The organism is Corynebacterium sp. Marseille-Q2823 (genome assembly GCF_903645345.1).
Classification (GTDB): domain Bacteria; phylum Actinomycetota; class Actinomycetes; order Mycobacteriales; family Mycobacteriaceae; genus Corynebacterium; species Corynebacterium hiratae.
In genome coordinates this window covers 60,254-76,086 of the sequence record NZ_CAHJXS010000009.1, presented here as the reverse complement: position 1 = coordinate 76,086, position 15,833 = coordinate 60,254, and the positions used below count along the sequence as shown (strand labels likewise).

The window sequence follows — 15,833 nt, the reverse complement described above, 5'->3', positions numbered from 1 at the left end:
ACTGACGGAGCCCTCGCCGCACACTGCGAACGAGGGCTCCGTCAGTTTTGTCAACGTGACTTTACTTGAATTTAATTGAAGGAGTCACCGCAAGCGCAGGAACCACCAGCGTTGGGGTTATCGATGGTAAAGCCCTGGGCCTCAATCGTGTCGGAGAAGTCAATCTTGGCGCCGGTGAGGTACGGGATGGACATCTTGTCTACGACGAGGTTGACGCCGCCAATGGTGTCCACCTTGTCACCATCCAGGGTGCGGTCATCGAAGTAGAGCTGGTAGCGCAGACCCGCGCAGCCGCCTGGCTGGACAGCAATGCGCAGTGACAGATCGTCGCGGCCTTCCTGCTCAAGCAGGGACTTTGCCTTGGCGGCAGCGGCCTCGGTCAGGATAACTCCGGTTGCAGACGCGGGAGCGGTCATGATTTCTCCTCTTATATATGCGGAATTTTTCTGGAGCCCACCCTACCCCCTCACAGGTGAGGAAGAAAGGATGCCTCACAGTTCACTAGTGGTTCACAGGTGTCCTGTTCCCTAACCACAACGCTCTCTCCCGCGGGCCTATTCCCGTTATGTCTGCTAGACCTTGTACGCTAAACAGCGTGAAACTTCCGTGGCAAAAAGATGACAAGACTTCTTCCCCCGCCGAGCAAACCCCGGCGCCGGAAGAGCAACCCGCCGCCGAGAAACCGCACCGCAAGGGCTACACGCCGCCGAAGGGCCGCCCCACGCCCAAGCGTGATGCGCAGGAAATCGCCCGCGGCGTCAAGCGTGATCCCCGGGGGATGTCGGACGCGCAACGCTACCAGCATCGCAAGGAGCTTAAGGCTTCCATGTCCAAGGCGGAATGGAAGGAATATAAGCGTAGGGAGCGCGCTGAGTCCCGCGAACGTAACAAGGTGGCACAGGAGCGCATGGCCGCTGGCGACGAGCGCTACTTGCTCGCCCGCGATAAGGGCGAGGTCCGCCGCTATGTGCGCGATTGGGTAGATTCCCGCCGCTTCATCAACGAGTGGGTCATGCCCTTTGCTATCGTCCTGCTCGTACTCATGTTTGTCAGCACCCGGGACCCGCGCCTGTCGCAGATCATCTCGATCGGTGCAATGGCGATCATCGTTGTTTTTGCCGTCGAGGGCTTCTGGCTCGCGCGCAAGTGCAACAACGCCGTGCGCCTGAAGTTCCCCGGAACCACCGAGGCCGGTTTTGGTCTGGGCTTCTACGCGTACTCCCGCGCCTCCCAGCCGCGTAAGTGGCGCACCCCGCGCCCGCAGGTGGAGCGCGGAGCCACCGTCTAAACCGGAGGACACATGCCTGAATTCACCGCGGTTCCCCAGCTGCGCCCTTCAACCGCAGCTCAACCAAACCGCGTCGCCGAAATTGCCGCGTGGTTGGCGGCAGCGCAGGATTCCCCGCAGGCGAAGCCCCTTCAGCGCCCCCGAGCCATCGTCTTTGAGGCGCTGATGCCAACGTTGTACCCACTGTCGACGGTGCAGAAGCCACAGAGCACTCCCTCAGCGATGCAGATCGGTGGCGCGATAATCTCTTCAGCGCTGCGCAGCGGGCAGGAGCGGGCATCGACTTCGTCGAATGCAGCGCAGAGTCCACCAGCGCGCCTGCGCCTTCCGCTATGTCCCGGCAGGTGCAGTACACATCGACCGATGGTCGAGAGATCGATTCGGGCACTGATCTGCTCATCACGTCTGATTTGTCGGCTAGCAGTCGCCGCCGAGCTGGCCGATTACGAACCGGTGGCGATTGTGGGGACGAATACTCTGGCCAGCGGTATTACGGATGCGATGTGGAGGCTGCGGGTGCGTGACCGATGTCCGCGCACCCGAGGGGGAGGTCGTCAACCATCGTTCCCGAGCCTGCGGCGCTCGGGTTTATCGCGCGGCCACGCGCGGCGAAGCTGCTTTCGCCCCAGCGCACCGCTGTCCGGCGGAGCACACGCGCGGAAGCGGTGAGGCGCGCCGCACAGATCTCCAAAGAGCTGGGACTAACCCCACTGCTTGATTTAAACCTGAGCGAAGGCTTCCCCCTTGGCGCGCTCGCGGCCTTGCCGCTGGTGCAGCTGGCCGCAGAGCTCGCCTAGACGGCGTGCTTATTTCGCTTCCACCAGCGTGTGCAGCCAGCCGTGAGTATCCTCCACGGACCCGCGCTGGATGCCGGTGAGGCGCTCGCGCAGGGCCATCGTCGTAGCACCGGCCTCATCGTTGTTGATGTGGAAGTCGGTCTCGTCGCCCATGACGTGGCCCACCGGGGTAATAACGGCTGCGGTGCCGCAGGCAAAGGCCTCCACCATGGCGCCGGAAGCAACGTCCTGCTCCCACTCCTTGTAGGTGATGCGGCGCTCTTCGACCTTCAGCCCCATATCCTCAGCAACCTGCAGAAGCGAGGCGCGGGTAATGCCCGGCAGCAGCGAACCCGACAGCGCCGGGGTCACCAGGGTTTGGTTGCCCTCCTCGCCGTAGACAAAGGCCAGGTTCATGCCACCCATTTCCTCGATGTAGGTGCGGTCGATGGCGTCCAGCCACACCACCTGGTCGCAGCCCTTCTCCGCGGCCTGCGCCTGGGCGAGCAGTGAGGCCGCATAGTTGCCGGCGAACTTGGCCGCGCCCGTGCCGCCGGGAGCAGCGCGGACGTAGTCGGTGGACAGCCAGACGGACACCGGCTTGATGCCGCCGGAGAAGTACGCGCCGGCCGGGGAGGCGATAACAACATAGCGGTAGGAATGCGCCGGGTGCACGCCCAGGGACACATCGGTGGCGATCATGAAGGGGCGGAAGTACAGCGCTGCCTCGCCGCCGGCTTCGGGGACCCAGGCCTGGTCGACGTCGACAAGCTGGCGCAGGGACTCGATGAACTCCTCTTCCGGCAGCTGCGGCATAGCCATGCGCTCAGCGGAAGCCTGAAGACGCTGCGCGTTCTGCTCTGGGCGGAAGGTGGCGATGCTGCCATCTGGCTGGCGGTAGGCCTTGATGCCCTCGAAGATGGCCTGGCCATAGTGGAAGACGGTGGACGCCGGATCCATGCTAAACGGCTCGTAGGGGCGTACCTGCGCGTCGTGCCATCCCTTGTCCTCGGTCCAGTCAATCGTCACCATGTGGTCGGTGAAGTACTTACCAAAGCCCGGGTTCGCCAGAATTTCCTGCAGGCGCTCCGGGGAGGTGGGGTTTTCAGTTCGCGTCACGGTGTAATTCAACATGGATTACAGCGTACTCCTTAGCCCCCTATAGAGATGCAGAAATGCCCTAGCTAGATCACCACTCCTTGAGTCCACTCGGCGAGCCCACAAGCCCCGCTGCCACCCCACCCCACTCCCACCGTAATCCCACTGTAATCCCACTACGTTCCACACCATAGACACGGGTAGTGTGTGAGGAGTATCCCATTGTCACTTTTCTCAAGGAGGACATCGTGGCTTCTTCCACGTTCGAACTGCCCGCACGCGGCTCTTTCCCCACCGTTGAGCTGGCCAAGAAGGCCCCCAAGCAGGCAGATGCCCTGCTGATCGCCGCCTTCGCCGGCGAGGAGGGACTCGAGGTGCCGGGCACCTCTCTTCTCAGCTCGTCCGCACTGCGCTCGACGTACGAGGCTCTCGCGGCCGTGGGCGCGACGGGCAAGGCCGGGGAAATCGTGAAGGTTCCCGCCCCGCAGAAGGCAGGGGCTGCGCAGGTCATTGCACTGGGCTTGGGCGATGTAGAGGAACTCGACGCCGAGGCCCTGCGCCGCGCCGCCGGCAGCGCCGCTCGCGCCACCGCGGGCGTGGGCACCATCGTGACCAGCCTGGCGGACTTCGGTGTTTCTGCTGCTGTCGAGGGTCTCATCCTCGGCGGCTACGCTTATCGCGGCATTCGCTCCACCGAACTGGAGGAGAAGGAACAACCAGCCACTTTCGTGGTGGTGGCTGATAAGTCTGTCTCCGAGGAGTTTGAGGCAGCCCGCACCGTGGCCGAGTCTGTCTTGCTTGCCCGCGACCTCGTGAACGCCCCCGCCAACGAGCTCTACCCGGAGTCCTACGCCGCGTTCCTTTCCGGCCAGGCAAAGGAAGCCGGTCTTGACGTCGAGGTGCTCGATGAAAAGCAGCTGGAGAAGCAGGGCTTCGGCGGCATCCTCGCGGTAGGCAAGGGGTCTGCCCGCCCGCCGCGTCTGGTGCGCCTGAGCTGGAAGCCCAAGAAGGCCAAGAAACACGTGGCTCTTGTAGGTAAGGGCATTACCTTCGATACCGGCGGTATCTCCCTCAAGCCAGGCAATGGCATGTGGGACATGATTTCGGATATGGGTGGCTCCGCTGCGATGGCGGCCACCATCATCGCGGCGGCCAAGCTGAAGCTGCCGGTTCAGATCACCGCTACCCTGCCGCTGGCTGAGAACATGCCGGGCTCTGGCGCCACCCGCCCGGGCGATGTCATTACCCACTACGGCGGCCTGACCTCCGAGGTCCTCAACACCGACGCCGAGGGCCGCCTCGTGCTATCGGACGCCATCGCGCGCGCCAGCGAGGATAAGCCCGATTACCTCATTGAGACCGCGACACTCACCGGCGCACAGATCGTGGCGCTGGGTTCGCGCACCTCCGGCATCATGGGCTCCGAGGTCTTCCGCGATCGCCTCGCCGAAATCGGCCGCGAGGTGGGCGAGAACGCCTGGGCTATGCCGCTGCTGGAAGAGCACGACGAGGAGATCAAGTCCCAGGCCGCGGACATCCGCAATATCAATGCGAAGCGCGAGGGCGGCATGGAGTTCGCCGGTACCTACCTCAAGCAGTTCGTGGGCGAGGGCATCGAGTGGGCCCACATCGATATCGCCGGCCCCTCTTGGAACGGTTCCGCCCCGCGCGGCTACACCCCGAAGCGCGCCACCGGAGTTCCGGTGCGCACCGTGGTGGCAGCGCTGCGCGAGATCGCCGAAGCCTAGATCAGAGCGGCTTCCATGCGGCCCCTCGTGTGAGCGGCTTTAGGCCGCTCACACCTCTTCGCCGGCGATGACGTAGTCCTCCTTATCCGCCAATGGGAGGACCGTACCGTCGGACATGGCGCGGTCGGTGACGAGCCCGTCGTCGTCGACAAGCGCGACCTCGTTGCCTTCCTCACGCAGCCGGCGCAGTCCTTCCTTGAGCATGCGCCGGCCCACCTTGTGCAGGCCAGAGACCTGGGAGAAGTCCAAGGCCAAGCGCTTGCCGGAGAACTGGCGCTCCTCCAGCTCGTGGAGGATGGCTTCGGTGGCGGTGAAGTTGATATGACCTTGTAGGCGGATAATCGCGGTGTCGTCATCCTCGTCGACGCTGCGCACTGGGTGCACACCAAAGCGGTTTTCCGTGGACATCAAGTGCAGGCCCATGTCCGAGGAGAGCTCGCGGAAGATTTCGGTTCCGCGCACGCTATTTCCCTGCTCATCGAGACGCGGCGAGAACGTCGCCACGCCGATCTGCCCCGGCAGCGTTCCAATGAGTCCTCCGGATACGCCGGACTTAGCGGGGATTCCCACCTCCGCCATCCAGCGCCCAGCACCGTCGTACATGCCGCAGGAACTCATCACCGCCAGCGTCATGCGGCAGACGTCGGCGTCCAAAATCTTCTCCCCCGTTACCGGCTGGCGGCCACCATTAGCCAGGGTCGCGGTCATGACGGCGAGGTCGCGCACGTCCACCGACAGAGCACACTGCGAGGTATAGGACAGCACGGCGTCGTGGGCATCGTCCTGGATGATGCCGTAGGAGCGCAGCATATGTGCCAGGGACAGGTTGCGCTCAGCGTGCTCAAGTTCCGAGTCACACAGGCGCTTATCGACGTCCACCTCGCGCCCCGCCAACTGGGATATGAAGGCGCGGATCTTTTCCACGCGGTCCTCCACGGTCGACTCCACCCCATTAATCAGCTGATTGACCACGATGGCACCGGCATTGATCATCGGGTTCAGGGGGCGGTGGTCCTTGGCTAGGGATAACTCATTGAAGGCCTGCCCCGAGGGCTCGAGTCCTACCACCTCACGCACCGCGTCAGGGCCGAACTCGCTCAGAGCGAGGGCATAGACGAAGGGCTTGGAAATGGACTGAATGGTAAAGCGGGTCTCCGCGTCACCGGCGCTGTAGAGGTGGCCCGTCACAGAGCACAGCGCAGCCCCCAGCTGCTCGGGGTTTGCGGCAGCCAGCTCCGGGATATAGTCCGCGACTTCTCCGGAATCGTGATCGTGAACGCCATCAAGGATCTTCTGTAGATAAAAAGGAATCGGTGTTTTCATCGTTTCCCAGCGTATAGAATTGCCGCGTATGACACCTGCACTCATCATTGTCGACGTCCAACATGACTTCTGCCCCGGCGGAGCCCTCGCCACCGAGCGCGGAAATGAGGTGGCCGATCGCATCGGTGCCCTCCAGCCTTCCTACGACACTGTCGTTGCCACGCAGGACTGGCACATCGACCCAGGCACTCATTTCTCTGAGAACCCCTTTGGCGACTCGCGCGGTCCGATTCTGACGCGATCTGGCCAGCCGCGGTATTTCAGAAGGGTGAATATCGCTGCGACCGGTTTCAAGGCGCGCCGACGGCGTTCCCGCGATGGCTGCGAGCGACACCACCGCCGTGGACATCGTGGGCATCGCTACCGATCACTGCGTGCGCGCCGCCGCTGCCGACGCCCTTGCGGAGGGATTCGGTGCGTGTGCTGGCGGATTACTGCGCGCCTGTCGACGAGGCCCGCGGCGCCGCCGCTCTGGAAGAGCTTGAGAAGGCAGGCGCCACCATCATTACTGGCTAGGCAGCACCCCTCTAATTGCCGTCCTGGTCATTCTGCTGCTGTCGCTGTTCAAACCGCTGACGGCGCTCGCGTTGTTCCTCCCGCTTGCGCAGAATGCGCTCTCGCTCGATGCGCTCGCGCATGCGCTGGGGGTAACCAGTCTCTTCGACGTCATAGACATCGCAGCGCAGAAGCTTAGCCACCGCGTCGATGCCTTTGGGCCCACCAATGCGACGGCGAATGAAGGCGCCGTTTTCATCCACCACAACGACAGACATCTCGTTGACCACGGTCTCCGGTTCAACAAAGGCCTCAATAAAAGCACGTCCCTGCGCCCAGGCTTGAAGCTCTTGGGCGTCTTCTGCGCGAATGGTCTCCCCCGGTGCGCGGGGCGGGCGCAGTTGGGACTTGGAGCTGTTGCGGCGGAAGGGGTTGAACATGGCTCTTTAGCCTACCGGAGGCCACCTTCAGCCACTTCGTGCGGAGGATGCCCTAATTCACCCCACCCGTGCGCACCTTTTATAAACACGCTGTAGAATCAAACACTAGCGTTTCACTAATTCCAACTTTCGAGGAGTCTTAACACTTATGGCACACTCTGTTGTGATGCCCGAACTGGGCGAATCCGTAACCGAAGGCACGATTACCCAGTGGCTGAAGTCCGTCGGCGACACCGTCGAGGTCGACGAGCCGTTGCTCGAGGTCTCCACCGACAAGGTCGACACCGAAATCCCCTCCCCGGTCGCCGGCACCATCCTCGAAATCAAGGCTGAGGAAGATGACACCGTAGACGTGGGCGCAGTCATCGCCATCATCGGTGACGAAGGCGAATCCGCACCGGCTACTGAGGAGTCCGCGGATTCCTCCGAGAAGGCTGCCGAGACCCCAGACAAGCCCGCTGAGGACGCTGAGTCCGAGGCGCCGGCCGCTTCTGGTGATGCCACCGACGTGGAAATGCCGGAGCTTGGTGAGTCCGTCACCGAGGGCACCATCACCCAGTGGCTGAAGTCCGTCGGCGACACCGTCGAGGTCGACGAACCGTTGCTCGAGGTCTCCACCGACAAGGTCGACACCGAAATCCCGTCCCCGGTCGCCGGCACCCTCGTTGAAATCCTCGCCGAGGAAGACGACACCGTCGACGTCGGCGCCGTCATCGCCCGCGTCGGCGACGGCTCCGCCGCAGCCTCCGAAAAGCCTGCCGCCAAGGAAGAGGAAAAGAAGGAAGAGCCCAAGGCCGAAGAGAAGAAGGAAGAGCCGAAGGCAGAGGAGAAGCCTGCTGCTTCCCAGTCCTCCGAGCCGAAGACTTCTGAGACCTCCACGAAGGTCAACAACGGCGATAACGTCCCGTATGTCACCCCGCTGGTGCGCAAGCTGGCTGAGAAGCACGGCGTAGACCTCTCCACCGTCTCCGGCACTGGCGTCGGTGGCCGCATCCGCAAGCAGGACGTCCTGGCCGCCGCCGGCGAAGGTGAGGCACCGGCTTCCTCCGCTAGCGCCTCCTCCAGCAACCCGCGCGCTCGCTGGTCCACCAAGTCTGTAGATCCGGAGAAGCAGGAGCTCATCGGCACCACCCAGAAGGTCAACCGTATCCGCGAGATCACGGCGACCAAGATGGTTGAGGCCCTCCAGATTTCCGCTCAGCTGACCCACGTCCAGGAAGTCGATATGACCGCCATCTGGGATATGCGCAAGCAGTCCAAGCAGGCGTTCATCGACAAGTACGAGGCCAACCTCTCCTTCCTGCCGTTCATCGTGAAGGCCACCGTTGAGGCACTGGTCTCCCACCCGAACGTCAACGCGTCCTACAACCCGGAGACCAAGGAGATGACCTACCACGCTGACGTCAACGTGGCCATCGCCGTGGATACTCCGCGCGGCCTGCTGACCCCGGTCATCCACAAGGCCCAGGAGCTAACGCTGCCGGAGATTGCCCAGAAGATCGCCGAGCTGGCTGATAAGGCCCGCAACAACAAGCTCAAGCCAAACGATCTGACCGGTGCAACCTTCACCGTGACCAACATCGGCTCCGAGGGCGCCCTGCTGGATACCCCGATTCTGGTTCCGCCGCAGGCTGGCATCCTGGGCACCGCCGCTATTACCAAGCGCGCGGTCGTCGTGACCGAGGACGGCCAGGACGCCATCGCCATCCGCCAGATGTGCTACCTGCCGTTCACCTACGACCACCAGGTGGTCGATGGTGCCGACGCTGGCCGCTTCATCACGACCATCAAGGACCGCCTCGAAACCGCAGATTTCGAAGCCGACCTTGACCTCTAAGGCTTAACAAGACTCCAAGTCTTAAGAGACTGCTCCCCTGCCACTGCGGCGGGGGAGCTTCGTCGTTTTCCACCCGGCTTTCCTCCACCCCCGCAAACACAGCTCGGTGACATCGCTCAGTGGCGCCGCAACTGCCCTATCTGCCAAAACTATTGCCCGGTTTTTCAGAGATCGGCGCTAAGTTTGGCAGATAGGCGCGTTTTCTTTAACCGTCTTGCCACCAAGACCTAACCTCTGTGACTCAGCACACTAGACTGTGCAGCATGGTTTCTCAGAAATGGTTCCGCGTCGCTCTCGGCATGTTTCTCGTCGCGTGCGGCGCTAATCTTTTCGCCCCCATGGTCGTGGTCTACCAAGTCACCACCGATTTGGGGGTTCTGCAGACGACCTTCCTCTTTGGCATTTACGCCCTCGGCATCATGGTGGCACTTTTCATTGGCGGTCCTCTCTCGGATTCGCTGGGACGCCGCGCTATCATGCGCCCAGCCGTCCTCACCACCACTGCCGGCTCGCTGGTCTTCCTCGGCGGCGCAGGCGGCGCCTTCCTCCCCTTGCTGGTCGGACGCCTGTGTGCCGGGGCTGCGGTGGGACTGGCCATGTCTTCCGGCGCTGCCTGGATCAAGGAGCTCAGCACCCACCTCAGCGTTGGTGCGAAGCGTTCCTCCATTGCTCTTTCGGCTGGCTTCGCGTTGGCACCTGGCGTTGCCGGTATCGCCGCAGAGTTCCTCCCATGGCCCACCGTCCTGCCTTATCTATTGCATATCGGCCTAGCACTCATCGTGGTCCCACTCGTGTGGACGGTGCCCGAAGAGCGCACCGAACAGCCACAGCCTCATTCACAGCCACGGCGCCGTTCCTTAATCCCCACCAGCCTGATTACGCCCCGCTACCTACCGGTCGTTGCCTACGCGCCGTGGGTCTTCGGCTCCGCCACCACTGCCTTCGTCTTCCTCCCCTCGCAGCTCAGTGAGCACCTGCGCTACCCCATTCTCATTGCGGGGCTCTGTGCGCTACTCACCATGAGAAGCGGCGTGGTAATCCAACAGCTAGCGGGCCGCATCCGCGTAACCGCATTCCACGGCATAGTGCTGGCCGCGATAGGCATGCTCCTGTGTCTCATCGTCGTCGCGGCGGCACACCACGGCTGGGCGGTGTTCCTCCTCCCCCTCGCGGCCATCATCATGGGCAGCTCCTATGGAATTGGCATGCTCAGCGGGCTCGCAGAAACGCAAGCCATCGCTCACCCGGCGGAACTCGGCGCGGCAACGGGGGTGTTTTATTCGCTGACCTATCTCGGCTTCTTTGCCCCGTTCATCCTCTCGCTTTTGGGCCCTGTCACGGGGTATTCCACCGCCTTCATCATCGGGTTCGCTGTCGCGGCGCTGACTGCCGTGACGCTACATCTCCGAATCAGGGGTAACCGGGGTTAATGTCATGGCATACGCTTTATACTTGGAGCAGTTTAGGTCACACAAACTAACGCCACGAAGGAGATTCACCATATGGATTTCATCTCTCGTCATCTCGGCCCGGATGCAGCCGAGCGTGAAACGATGCTCAAGGCCCTGGGCTACGACAGCGTCGATGCGCTTGTCGATGCCGCCTTGCCAGCCTCCATCCGCGCCACCGAGGCGCTCAACCTCCCGGAGGCTTTGAGCGAAGATGATGCGCAGGCGAAGCTGCGCGAGTACGCCTCCCAGAACGTCGTGCTGAAGTCCTTCTATGGCCAGGGTTACTCCGATACCCTCACCCCGGCGGTCATTCGCCGCGGGCTGCTGGAGGACGCCGGATGGTACACCGCCTACACGCCCTACCAGCCGGAGATCTCGCAGGGCCGCCTCGAGGCACTGCTGAACTTCCAGACCATGATTGAGTCCCTGACCGGCCTTCCCATCGCAAACGCCTCGCTTCTCGACGAAGCCTCTGCCACCGCCGAAGCCGTCGGACTGATGGCCCGCGCGGTGAAGAAGGGCCGCCGCGTGCTGTTGGATTCGCGCTTGCACCCGCAGGTCCTGACCGTGGCCGCTGAGCGCGCCCGCGCCATCGAGCTCGAGGTCGAGATTGCTGATGTCCGCGATGGCATCGTCGGCGAAGACCTCGTCGGTGCAGTTCTGGCTTACACCGGAACCGAGGGCGATATCGTCGACCCGCACGCCGCCATCGAGGAGCTCCACACCCGCGGCGCCCTGGCCGCCGTCGTGGCCGACCCGCTGTCGCTGCTCCTTCTGGAGGCACCTGGTTCGATGGGCGCAGACGTCGTCCTCGGCTCCTCGCAGCGATTCGGTGTCCCGCTCTTCTTCGGCGGCCCGCACGCGGCCTTCATGTCCGTCACGGATAAGCTCAAGCGCCAGCTTCCGGGCCGCATCGTGGGCGTGTCCAAGGACGCCGCCGGCCGCCCCGCTTATCGTCTGGCGCTGCAAACCCGCGAGCAGCACATCCGCCGCGAGCGCGCCACCTCCAATATCTGTACCGCCCAGGCCCTCCTGGCCAACGTGGCCTCGATGTACGCGGTCTACCACGGTCCGAAGGGGCTGAAGGAGATTGCACAGCGAGTGCATGACCGCGCTTCTGCTTTCGCTGCGGCAGTCACCGGCGCGGGCAAGGAGATTGTCTCCCGCGACTTCTTCGACACCGTGACCGTCACAGGCGTGGATGCGGCCGCCGTCAAGGCCCAGCTGCAGGAGCAGGGCTACCTGGTGCGCGCCATCGGCTCCGACAAGGTCTCGGTCTCCTTCGGCGAGTCCGCTACCAACGAGGACGTCAACACCCTTGCCGCTGCCTTCGGCGCCGAGGCCTCCACTAACTCCGAGCCAGCCACGTCTGGCTCCTTCGAGATTCCGTCCTCCGTCCAGCGTTCCGAGGAGCCGCTGCAGCACGAGATCTTCAACTCCCTCCACTCCGAGACCCAGATGCTGCGCTACCTGCGCACCTTGGCGGATAAGGACCTGGCGCTCGACCGCACGATGATCCCGCTGGGCTCGTGCACGATGAAGCTCAACCCCACCTCTGCCATGGAGCCCATCTCCTGGCCGGAGTTCGCGGGCATCCACCCGTATGCCCCGGAGGAGACCACCGCTGGTTGGCGCGCGCTGATCGACGAGCTCGAGTCCTGGCTCGCCGATATCACCGGCTACGCCCAGGTTTCGATCCAGCCCAACGCCGGTTCCCAGGGTGAGCTGGCCGGCCTGCTGGCCATCCGCCGCTACCACGTGGCCAACGGCGACCACGGCCGCGATGTCATCCTCATTCCGGCATCCGCGCACGGCACCAACGCCGCGTCGGCGACCCTGGCCAACCTGCGCGTCGTCGTGGTCAAGACCGCGGACGATGGCTCCATCGACGTCGCCGACCTCGACGCCAAGATTGAGCAGCACGGCGAGCACATCGCCGGCATCATGATTACCTACCCTTCCACCCACGGCGTCTTCGACCCGGAGGTACGCGAGGTCTGCGACAAGGTCCACGCGGCCGGCGGCCAGGTCTACATCGACGGCGCGAACATGAACGCGCTGGCCGGTTGGGCCCGCCCGGGTGCTTTCGGTGGCGATGTGTCCCACCTGAACCTGCACAAGACCTTCACCATCCCGCACGGCGGAGGTGGCCCGGGTGTGGGCCCGGTGGGCGTCGCCAAGCACTTGGTGCCCTTCCTGCCAACGGATGCCAACGACCCCCAGCTGGACCCCGCGCAGCCAGCCGCAGAAGGCACCGGCGTGCCGTCCACCGCATCGCGCTACGGTTCCGCCGGCGTGCTGCCGATTTCTTGGTCCTACCTGGCCATGGTGGGCTCCCAGGGCCTTACGGAAGCCACGAGCCACGCCATCCTCGGCGCGAACTACCTGGCGCAGCGCCTGAAGGATTCCTTCCCGGTGCTCTACACGGGTAATGCCGGCCTGGTTGCCCACGAATGCATCTTTGACCTGCGCGAGCTGACCGACGCCTCCGGCGTCACCGCCGCCGATGTAGCCAAGCGCCTCGTGGACTACGGCTTCCACGCGCCGACCCTGTCCTTCCCGGTGGCCGGCACCCTCATGGTGGAGCCCACCGAGTCCGAGGACCTGGGTGAGCTGGACCGCTTCATCGAAGCCATGCGCTCCATCCGCGCCGAGATCCAGGAGATCATCGACGGCAAGGTGGCCTACGAGGACTCCGTCATCCACCACGCACCGTTCAACGCCGAATCCGTCGCCGCCGACGAGTGGAACTTTGCCTTTAGCCGCCAACAGGCCGCCTACCCGGTGACCTCCCTGCGCGCTAACAAGTACTTCCCGCCGGTGCGCCGCATCGACGAGGCTTACGGTGACCGCAACCTGGTGTGCACCTGCCCGCCGCCAGAGGCTTTTGACTACTCCGACGACAACCAGGAGGTTTAATCAATGACTGACTACCTGCACTCCCCGCTGCATGCTGAGCACGAGAAACTCGGCGCCACCTTCACCCCCTTCGGACCGTGGGAGATGCCGCTGAAGTATGACAACGAGCTCGAGGAGCACCGCGCGGTACGTAATGCCGCAGGCCTCTTCGATCTCTCCCACATGGGTGAAGTCTGGGTCAACGGCCCGGACGCCGCCGAGTTCCTCTCCTATTGCTTCATCTCCAACCTCACCACGCTTAAGGAGGGCAAGGCGAAGTACTCCATGATCTGCGCGGAGGATGGCGGCATCATCGATGACCTCATCACCTACCGCTTGGAGGAGACCAAGTTCCTCGTCGTGCCCAACGCCGGCAACGCCGACACCGTGTGGGAAGCGCTCAACGAGCGCGCCGAGGGCTTCGATGTGGACCTGAAGAACGAGTCCCGCGATGTAGCGATGATTGCCGTCCAGGGCCCGAAGGCACTGGAGATCCTCGCCCCGCTGGTGGAGGACACCAAACAGCAGGCCGTCATGGACCTGCCCTACTATGCCGCGATGACCGGCAAGGTGGCCCGCAAGTACGCGTTTATCTGCCGCACCGGCTACACCGGCGAGGACGGCTTCGAGCTCATCGTCTACAACTCCGATGCCCCGGAGCTGTGGGAAGAGCTGCTCAAGGCCGGCGAGGAATACGGCATCAAGCCCTGCGGCTTGGCAGCGCGCGACTCCCTGCGCTTGGAGGCGGGCATGCCGCTTTACGGCAACGAGCTCACCCGCGATATCACTCCGGTGGAAGCCGGAATGTCCCGCGCCTTTGCCAAGAAGGAGCAGGACTTTGTGGGCGCTGAGGTGCTGCGCCAGCGCGCCGAGGAGGGCCCGCAGGCCGTCATCACCGGACTTGTCTCCTCCCAGCGCCGCGCGGCCCGTGCCGGCTCCGAGGTGTATGTGGGTGAGAACAAGGTGGGCACGGTGACCTCCGGTCAGCCCTCCCCCACTCTGGGACACCCGGTGGCGCTCGCTCTCATCGATACCGCCGCTGGCCTCGAGCCGGGTGCTGCCGTGGAGGTAGACATCCGCGGCAAGCGCTACCCCTTCGAGGTTTCCGCGCTGCCCTTCTACAAGCGCGATAAGTAAACTCCACTACTGAAGTCAACTACCGAAAGGACACCCCTTCTCATGGCTAACCTTCCTTCCGATTTCTCCTACTCCGAGGACCACGAGTGGATCAACGCCACCGCTGACTCCGTCGTTGGTTCTACCGTCCGTATCGGCATCACCTCCGTGGCCGCCGACCGCCTAGGCGAGGTTGTCTTCGCCGAGCTGCCGGCCGTGGGTGACACCGTCGAGCACGGCGAGACCTGCGGCGAGGTGGAGTCCACCAAGTCCGTGTCTGACCTCTACTCCCCGGTCACCGGCACCGTGACCGCCGTCAACGAGGACGTGCACGATGACTATGCAGTCATCAACAACGATCCCTTCGGTGAGGGCTGGCTCTTCGAGGTCGAGGTCACCGAGGTCGGCGAGCTGATGACCGCCGACGAGTACGCTTCCGCCAACGGCGTCGATTAAAAAAGCGCTTGAGCAGCGCACACTCAGCCCCTTTCTGGCTGAATCTTCGCGGGGTTTAGGATTGGGTTCATGACTGCTCCCCGCGAACCTTTCTTTCCCGCTGATCGCTCCATCCGCGCTTCCGACGAACCACTGGAGATCCGCCGCTTGGGCCGCATGGGCTACCAAGAGGCCTGGGATCTGCAGGCCGAGCTCGCGGCGGCGCGGGCGGCGGGCACGCAGGGTGATGTCATCCTCGTGGTGGAGCACCCCAACGTCTACACCGCCGGAAAGCGCACGCAGCCGGAGGATATGCCCGATAATGGCCTACCGGTCATTGATGTTGACCGGGGCGGGCGCATCACCTGGCACGGCGAGGGCCAGTTGGTGGTCTACCCCATTATCAAACTGGCCGAGCCGGTTGACGTTGTCGATTACGTCCGCCGCCTTGAGGAGGCCATCATCCAAGCCGTCCGTGAACTCGGCGTGAGCACCGCTGGGCGCATCGATGGCCGCTCGGGGGTGTGGGTTCCTTCCACCACCCAGGCTGCCGACCCAGCCGCCCCGAAGCGCGACCGCAAGCTAGGTGCGTTGGGCATTCGCGTGACCCGCGGCGTGACCATGCACGGCCTAGCGCTCAACTGCACCAACACCTTGGAGTACTACGAGCACATCGTGGCCTGCGGCATCGACGATGCGGATGTGTCGACGCTGTCGCTTGAGCTCGGCCGTGAGGTGACCATGGAGGAGGCAGAAGCCCCGCTTCTCGATGCCCTCCGCAAAGCCCTCTCCGGCGAACTGACGGTGGCCGACCACACCTTTGCCTCGGCCCCAGATCCCATCAAAGTGGCCAACGAGAAGGCCCGCCAAGCCCGCAAAGCCGCGCAAGAAAGATAGCGGCTACCCTCGGTGGAATAAAGCAGCCACC

13 protein-coding genes and 1 pseudogene are annotated in these 15,833 nt (G+C 63.6%); 10 read left to right on the top strand and 4 right to left on the bottom strand.

The annotated features are described in order from the left end of the window. Window positions 1-71 precede the first annotated feature (71 nt). Window positions 72-416, bottom strand: a complete 345-nt coding sequence (locus HWX44_RS10530; protein ID WP_070512402.1) for a HesB/IscA family protein — start codon at window positions 414-416, stop codon at window positions 72-74. A 179-nt stretch (window positions 417-595) separates the two neighbouring features. Here HWX44_RS10530 and HWX44_RS10525 point away from each other — a divergent pair, with 179 nt between their 5' ends. Beyond that, window positions 596-1,288 carry a DUF3043 domain-containing protein gene (locus tag HWX44_RS10525; protein WP_175974552.1) on the top strand — a complete coding sequence of 231 codons (693 nt, stop codon included), beginning with the start codon at window positions 596-598 and terminating at the stop codon, window positions 1,286-1,288. Between the two features lie 665 nt (window positions 1,289-1,953). Next, the gene (locus tag HWX44_RS10520) at window positions 1,954-2,085 is read left to right on the top strand and encodes a nicotinate-nucleotide--dimethylbenzimidazole phosphoribosyltransferase (RefSeq protein WP_254868177.1); all 132 of its coding nucleotides are present in this window, start codon (window positions 1,954-1,956) and stop codon (window positions 2,083-2,085) included. Window positions 2,086-2,094: 9 nt separating this feature from the next. On the opposite strand, the gene HWX44_RS10515 is transcribed toward HWX44_RS10520, so the two are convergent. Next, entirely contained in the window at window positions 2,095-3,198 is a 1,104-nt protein-coding gene (locus HWX44_RS10515) for a branched-chain amino acid aminotransferase (protein WP_175974550.1), read from the bottom strand. 212 nt (window positions 3,199-3,410) lie between these two features. Here HWX44_RS10515 and HWX44_RS10510 point away from each other — a divergent pair, with 212 nt between their 5' ends. Then, window positions 3,411-4,910 (top strand): leucyl aminopeptidase, encoded by a 1,500-nt coding sequence (locus HWX44_RS10510; RefSeq protein WP_070682171.1) that lies wholly within the window; start codon window positions 3,411-3,413, stop codon window positions 4,908-4,910. 48 nt (window positions 4,911-4,958) lie between these two features. Here HWX44_RS10510 and HWX44_RS10505 read toward each other — a convergent pair whose 3' ends face one another. Further along, window positions 4,959-6,233: a glutaminase gene (locus HWX44_RS10505; RefSeq protein WP_046647935.1), complete on the bottom strand. Its 1,275-nt coding sequence runs from the start codon at window positions 6,231-6,233 to the stop codon at window positions 4,959-4,961. Between the two features lie 28 nt (window positions 6,234-6,261). On the opposite strand from HWX44_RS10505, the pseudogene HWX44_RS13480 reads away from it, so the two are divergent. Further along, a pseudogene (locus HWX44_RS13480) lies at window positions 6,262-6,749 on the top strand (isochorismatase family protein). A gap of 11 nt (window positions 6,750-6,760) precedes the next feature. Here HWX44_RS13480 and HWX44_RS10495 read toward each other — a convergent pair. Next, window positions 6,761-7,168: an oxidoreductase gene (locus HWX44_RS10495; protein ID WP_070546898.1), complete on the bottom strand. Its 408-nt coding sequence runs from the start codon at window positions 7,166-7,168 to the stop codon at window positions 6,761-6,763. 148 nt (window positions 7,169-7,316) lie between these two features. On the opposite strand from HWX44_RS10495, the gene sucB reads away from it, so the two are divergent. From sucB to lipB, 6 genes are all read left to right on the top strand, one after another. Beyond that, window positions 7,317-9,005, top strand: a complete 1,689-nt coding sequence (gene sucB, locus HWX44_RS10490; RefSeq protein ID WP_175974549.1) for a 2-oxoglutarate dehydrogenase, E2 component, dihydrolipoamide succinyltransferase — start codon at window positions 7,317-7,319, stop codon at window positions 9,003-9,005. A 263-nt stretch (window positions 9,006-9,268) separates the two neighbouring features. Then, complete coding sequence (locus tag HWX44_RS10485) at window positions 9,269-10,435, top strand: MFS transporter (protein ID WP_175974546.1); 1,167 nt, start codon at window positions 9,269-9,271, stop codon at window positions 10,433-10,435. Between the two features lie 72 nt (window positions 10,436-10,507). After that, a complete protein-coding gene (gcvP, locus tag HWX44_RS10480) occupies window positions 10,508-13,375 on the top strand; it encodes an aminomethyl-transferring glycine dehydrogenase (RefSeq protein WP_175974544.1) in 2,868 nt (955 codons plus the stop codon). A 3-nt stretch (window positions 13,376-13,378) separates the two neighbouring features. Further along, window positions 13,379-14,491 carry a glycine cleavage system aminomethyltransferase GcvT gene (gene gcvT, locus HWX44_RS10475; protein WP_175974542.1) on the top strand — a complete coding sequence of 371 codons (1,113 nt, stop codon included), beginning with the start codon at window positions 13,379-13,381 and terminating at the stop codon, window positions 14,489-14,491. Window positions 14,492-14,533: 42 nt separating this feature from the next. Beyond that, window positions 14,534-14,926, top strand: a complete 393-nt coding sequence (gcvH, locus tag HWX44_RS10470; protein ID WP_046647929.1) for a glycine cleavage system protein GcvH — start codon at window positions 14,534-14,536, stop codon at window positions 14,924-14,926. Between the two features lie 69 nt (window positions 14,927-14,995). Continuing rightward, a complete protein-coding gene (lipB, locus tag HWX44_RS10465) occupies window positions 14,996-15,802 on the top strand; it encodes a lipoyl(octanoyl) transferase LipB (RefSeq protein ID WP_175974540.1) in 807 nt (268 codons plus the stop codon). Window positions 15,803-15,833 lie beyond the last annotated feature (31 nt).

What these genes read in the sequence shown, in the direction of transcription:
- HWX44_RS10530 (WP_070512402.1), bottom strand. Translation starts at nt 416, where the DNA reads ATGACCGCTCCCGCGTCTGCAACCGGAGTTATCCTGACCGAGGCCGCT.
- HWX44_RS10515 (WP_175974550.1), bottom strand. Translation starts at nt 3,198, where the DNA reads ATGTTGAATTACACCGTGACGCGAACTGAAAACCCCACCTCCCCGGAG.
- HWX44_RS10505 (WP_046647935.1), bottom strand. Translation starts at nt 6,233, where the DNA reads ATGAAAACACCGATTCCTTTTTATCTACAGAAGATCCTTGATGGCGTT.
- HWX44_RS10495 (WP_070546898.1), bottom strand. Translation starts at nt 7,168, where the DNA reads ATGTTCAACCCCTTCCGCCGCAACAGCTCCAAGTCCCAACTGCGCCCG.
- sucB (WP_175974549.1), top strand. Translation starts at nt 7,317, where the DNA reads ATGGCACACTCTGTTGTGATGCCCGAACTGGGCGAATCCGTAACCGAA.
- HWX44_RS10485 (WP_175974546.1), top strand. Translation starts at nt 9,269, where the DNA reads ATGGTTTCTCAGAAATGGTTCCGCGTCGCTCTCGGCATGTTTCTCGTC.
- gcvP (WP_175974544.1), top strand. Translation starts at nt 10,508, where the DNA reads ATGGATTTCATCTCTCGTCATCTCGGCCCGGATGCAGCCGAGCGTGAA.
- gcvT (WP_175974542.1), top strand. Translation starts at nt 13,379, where the DNA reads ATGACTGACTACCTGCACTCCCCGCTGCATGCTGAGCACGAGAAACTC.
- gcvH (WP_046647929.1), top strand. Translation starts at nt 14,534, where the DNA reads ATGGCTAACCTTCCTTCCGATTTCTCCTACTCCGAGGACCACGAGTGG.
- lipB (WP_175974540.1), top strand. Translation starts at nt 14,996, where the DNA reads ATGACTGCTCCCCGCGAACCTTTCTTTCCCGCTGATCGCTCCATCCGC.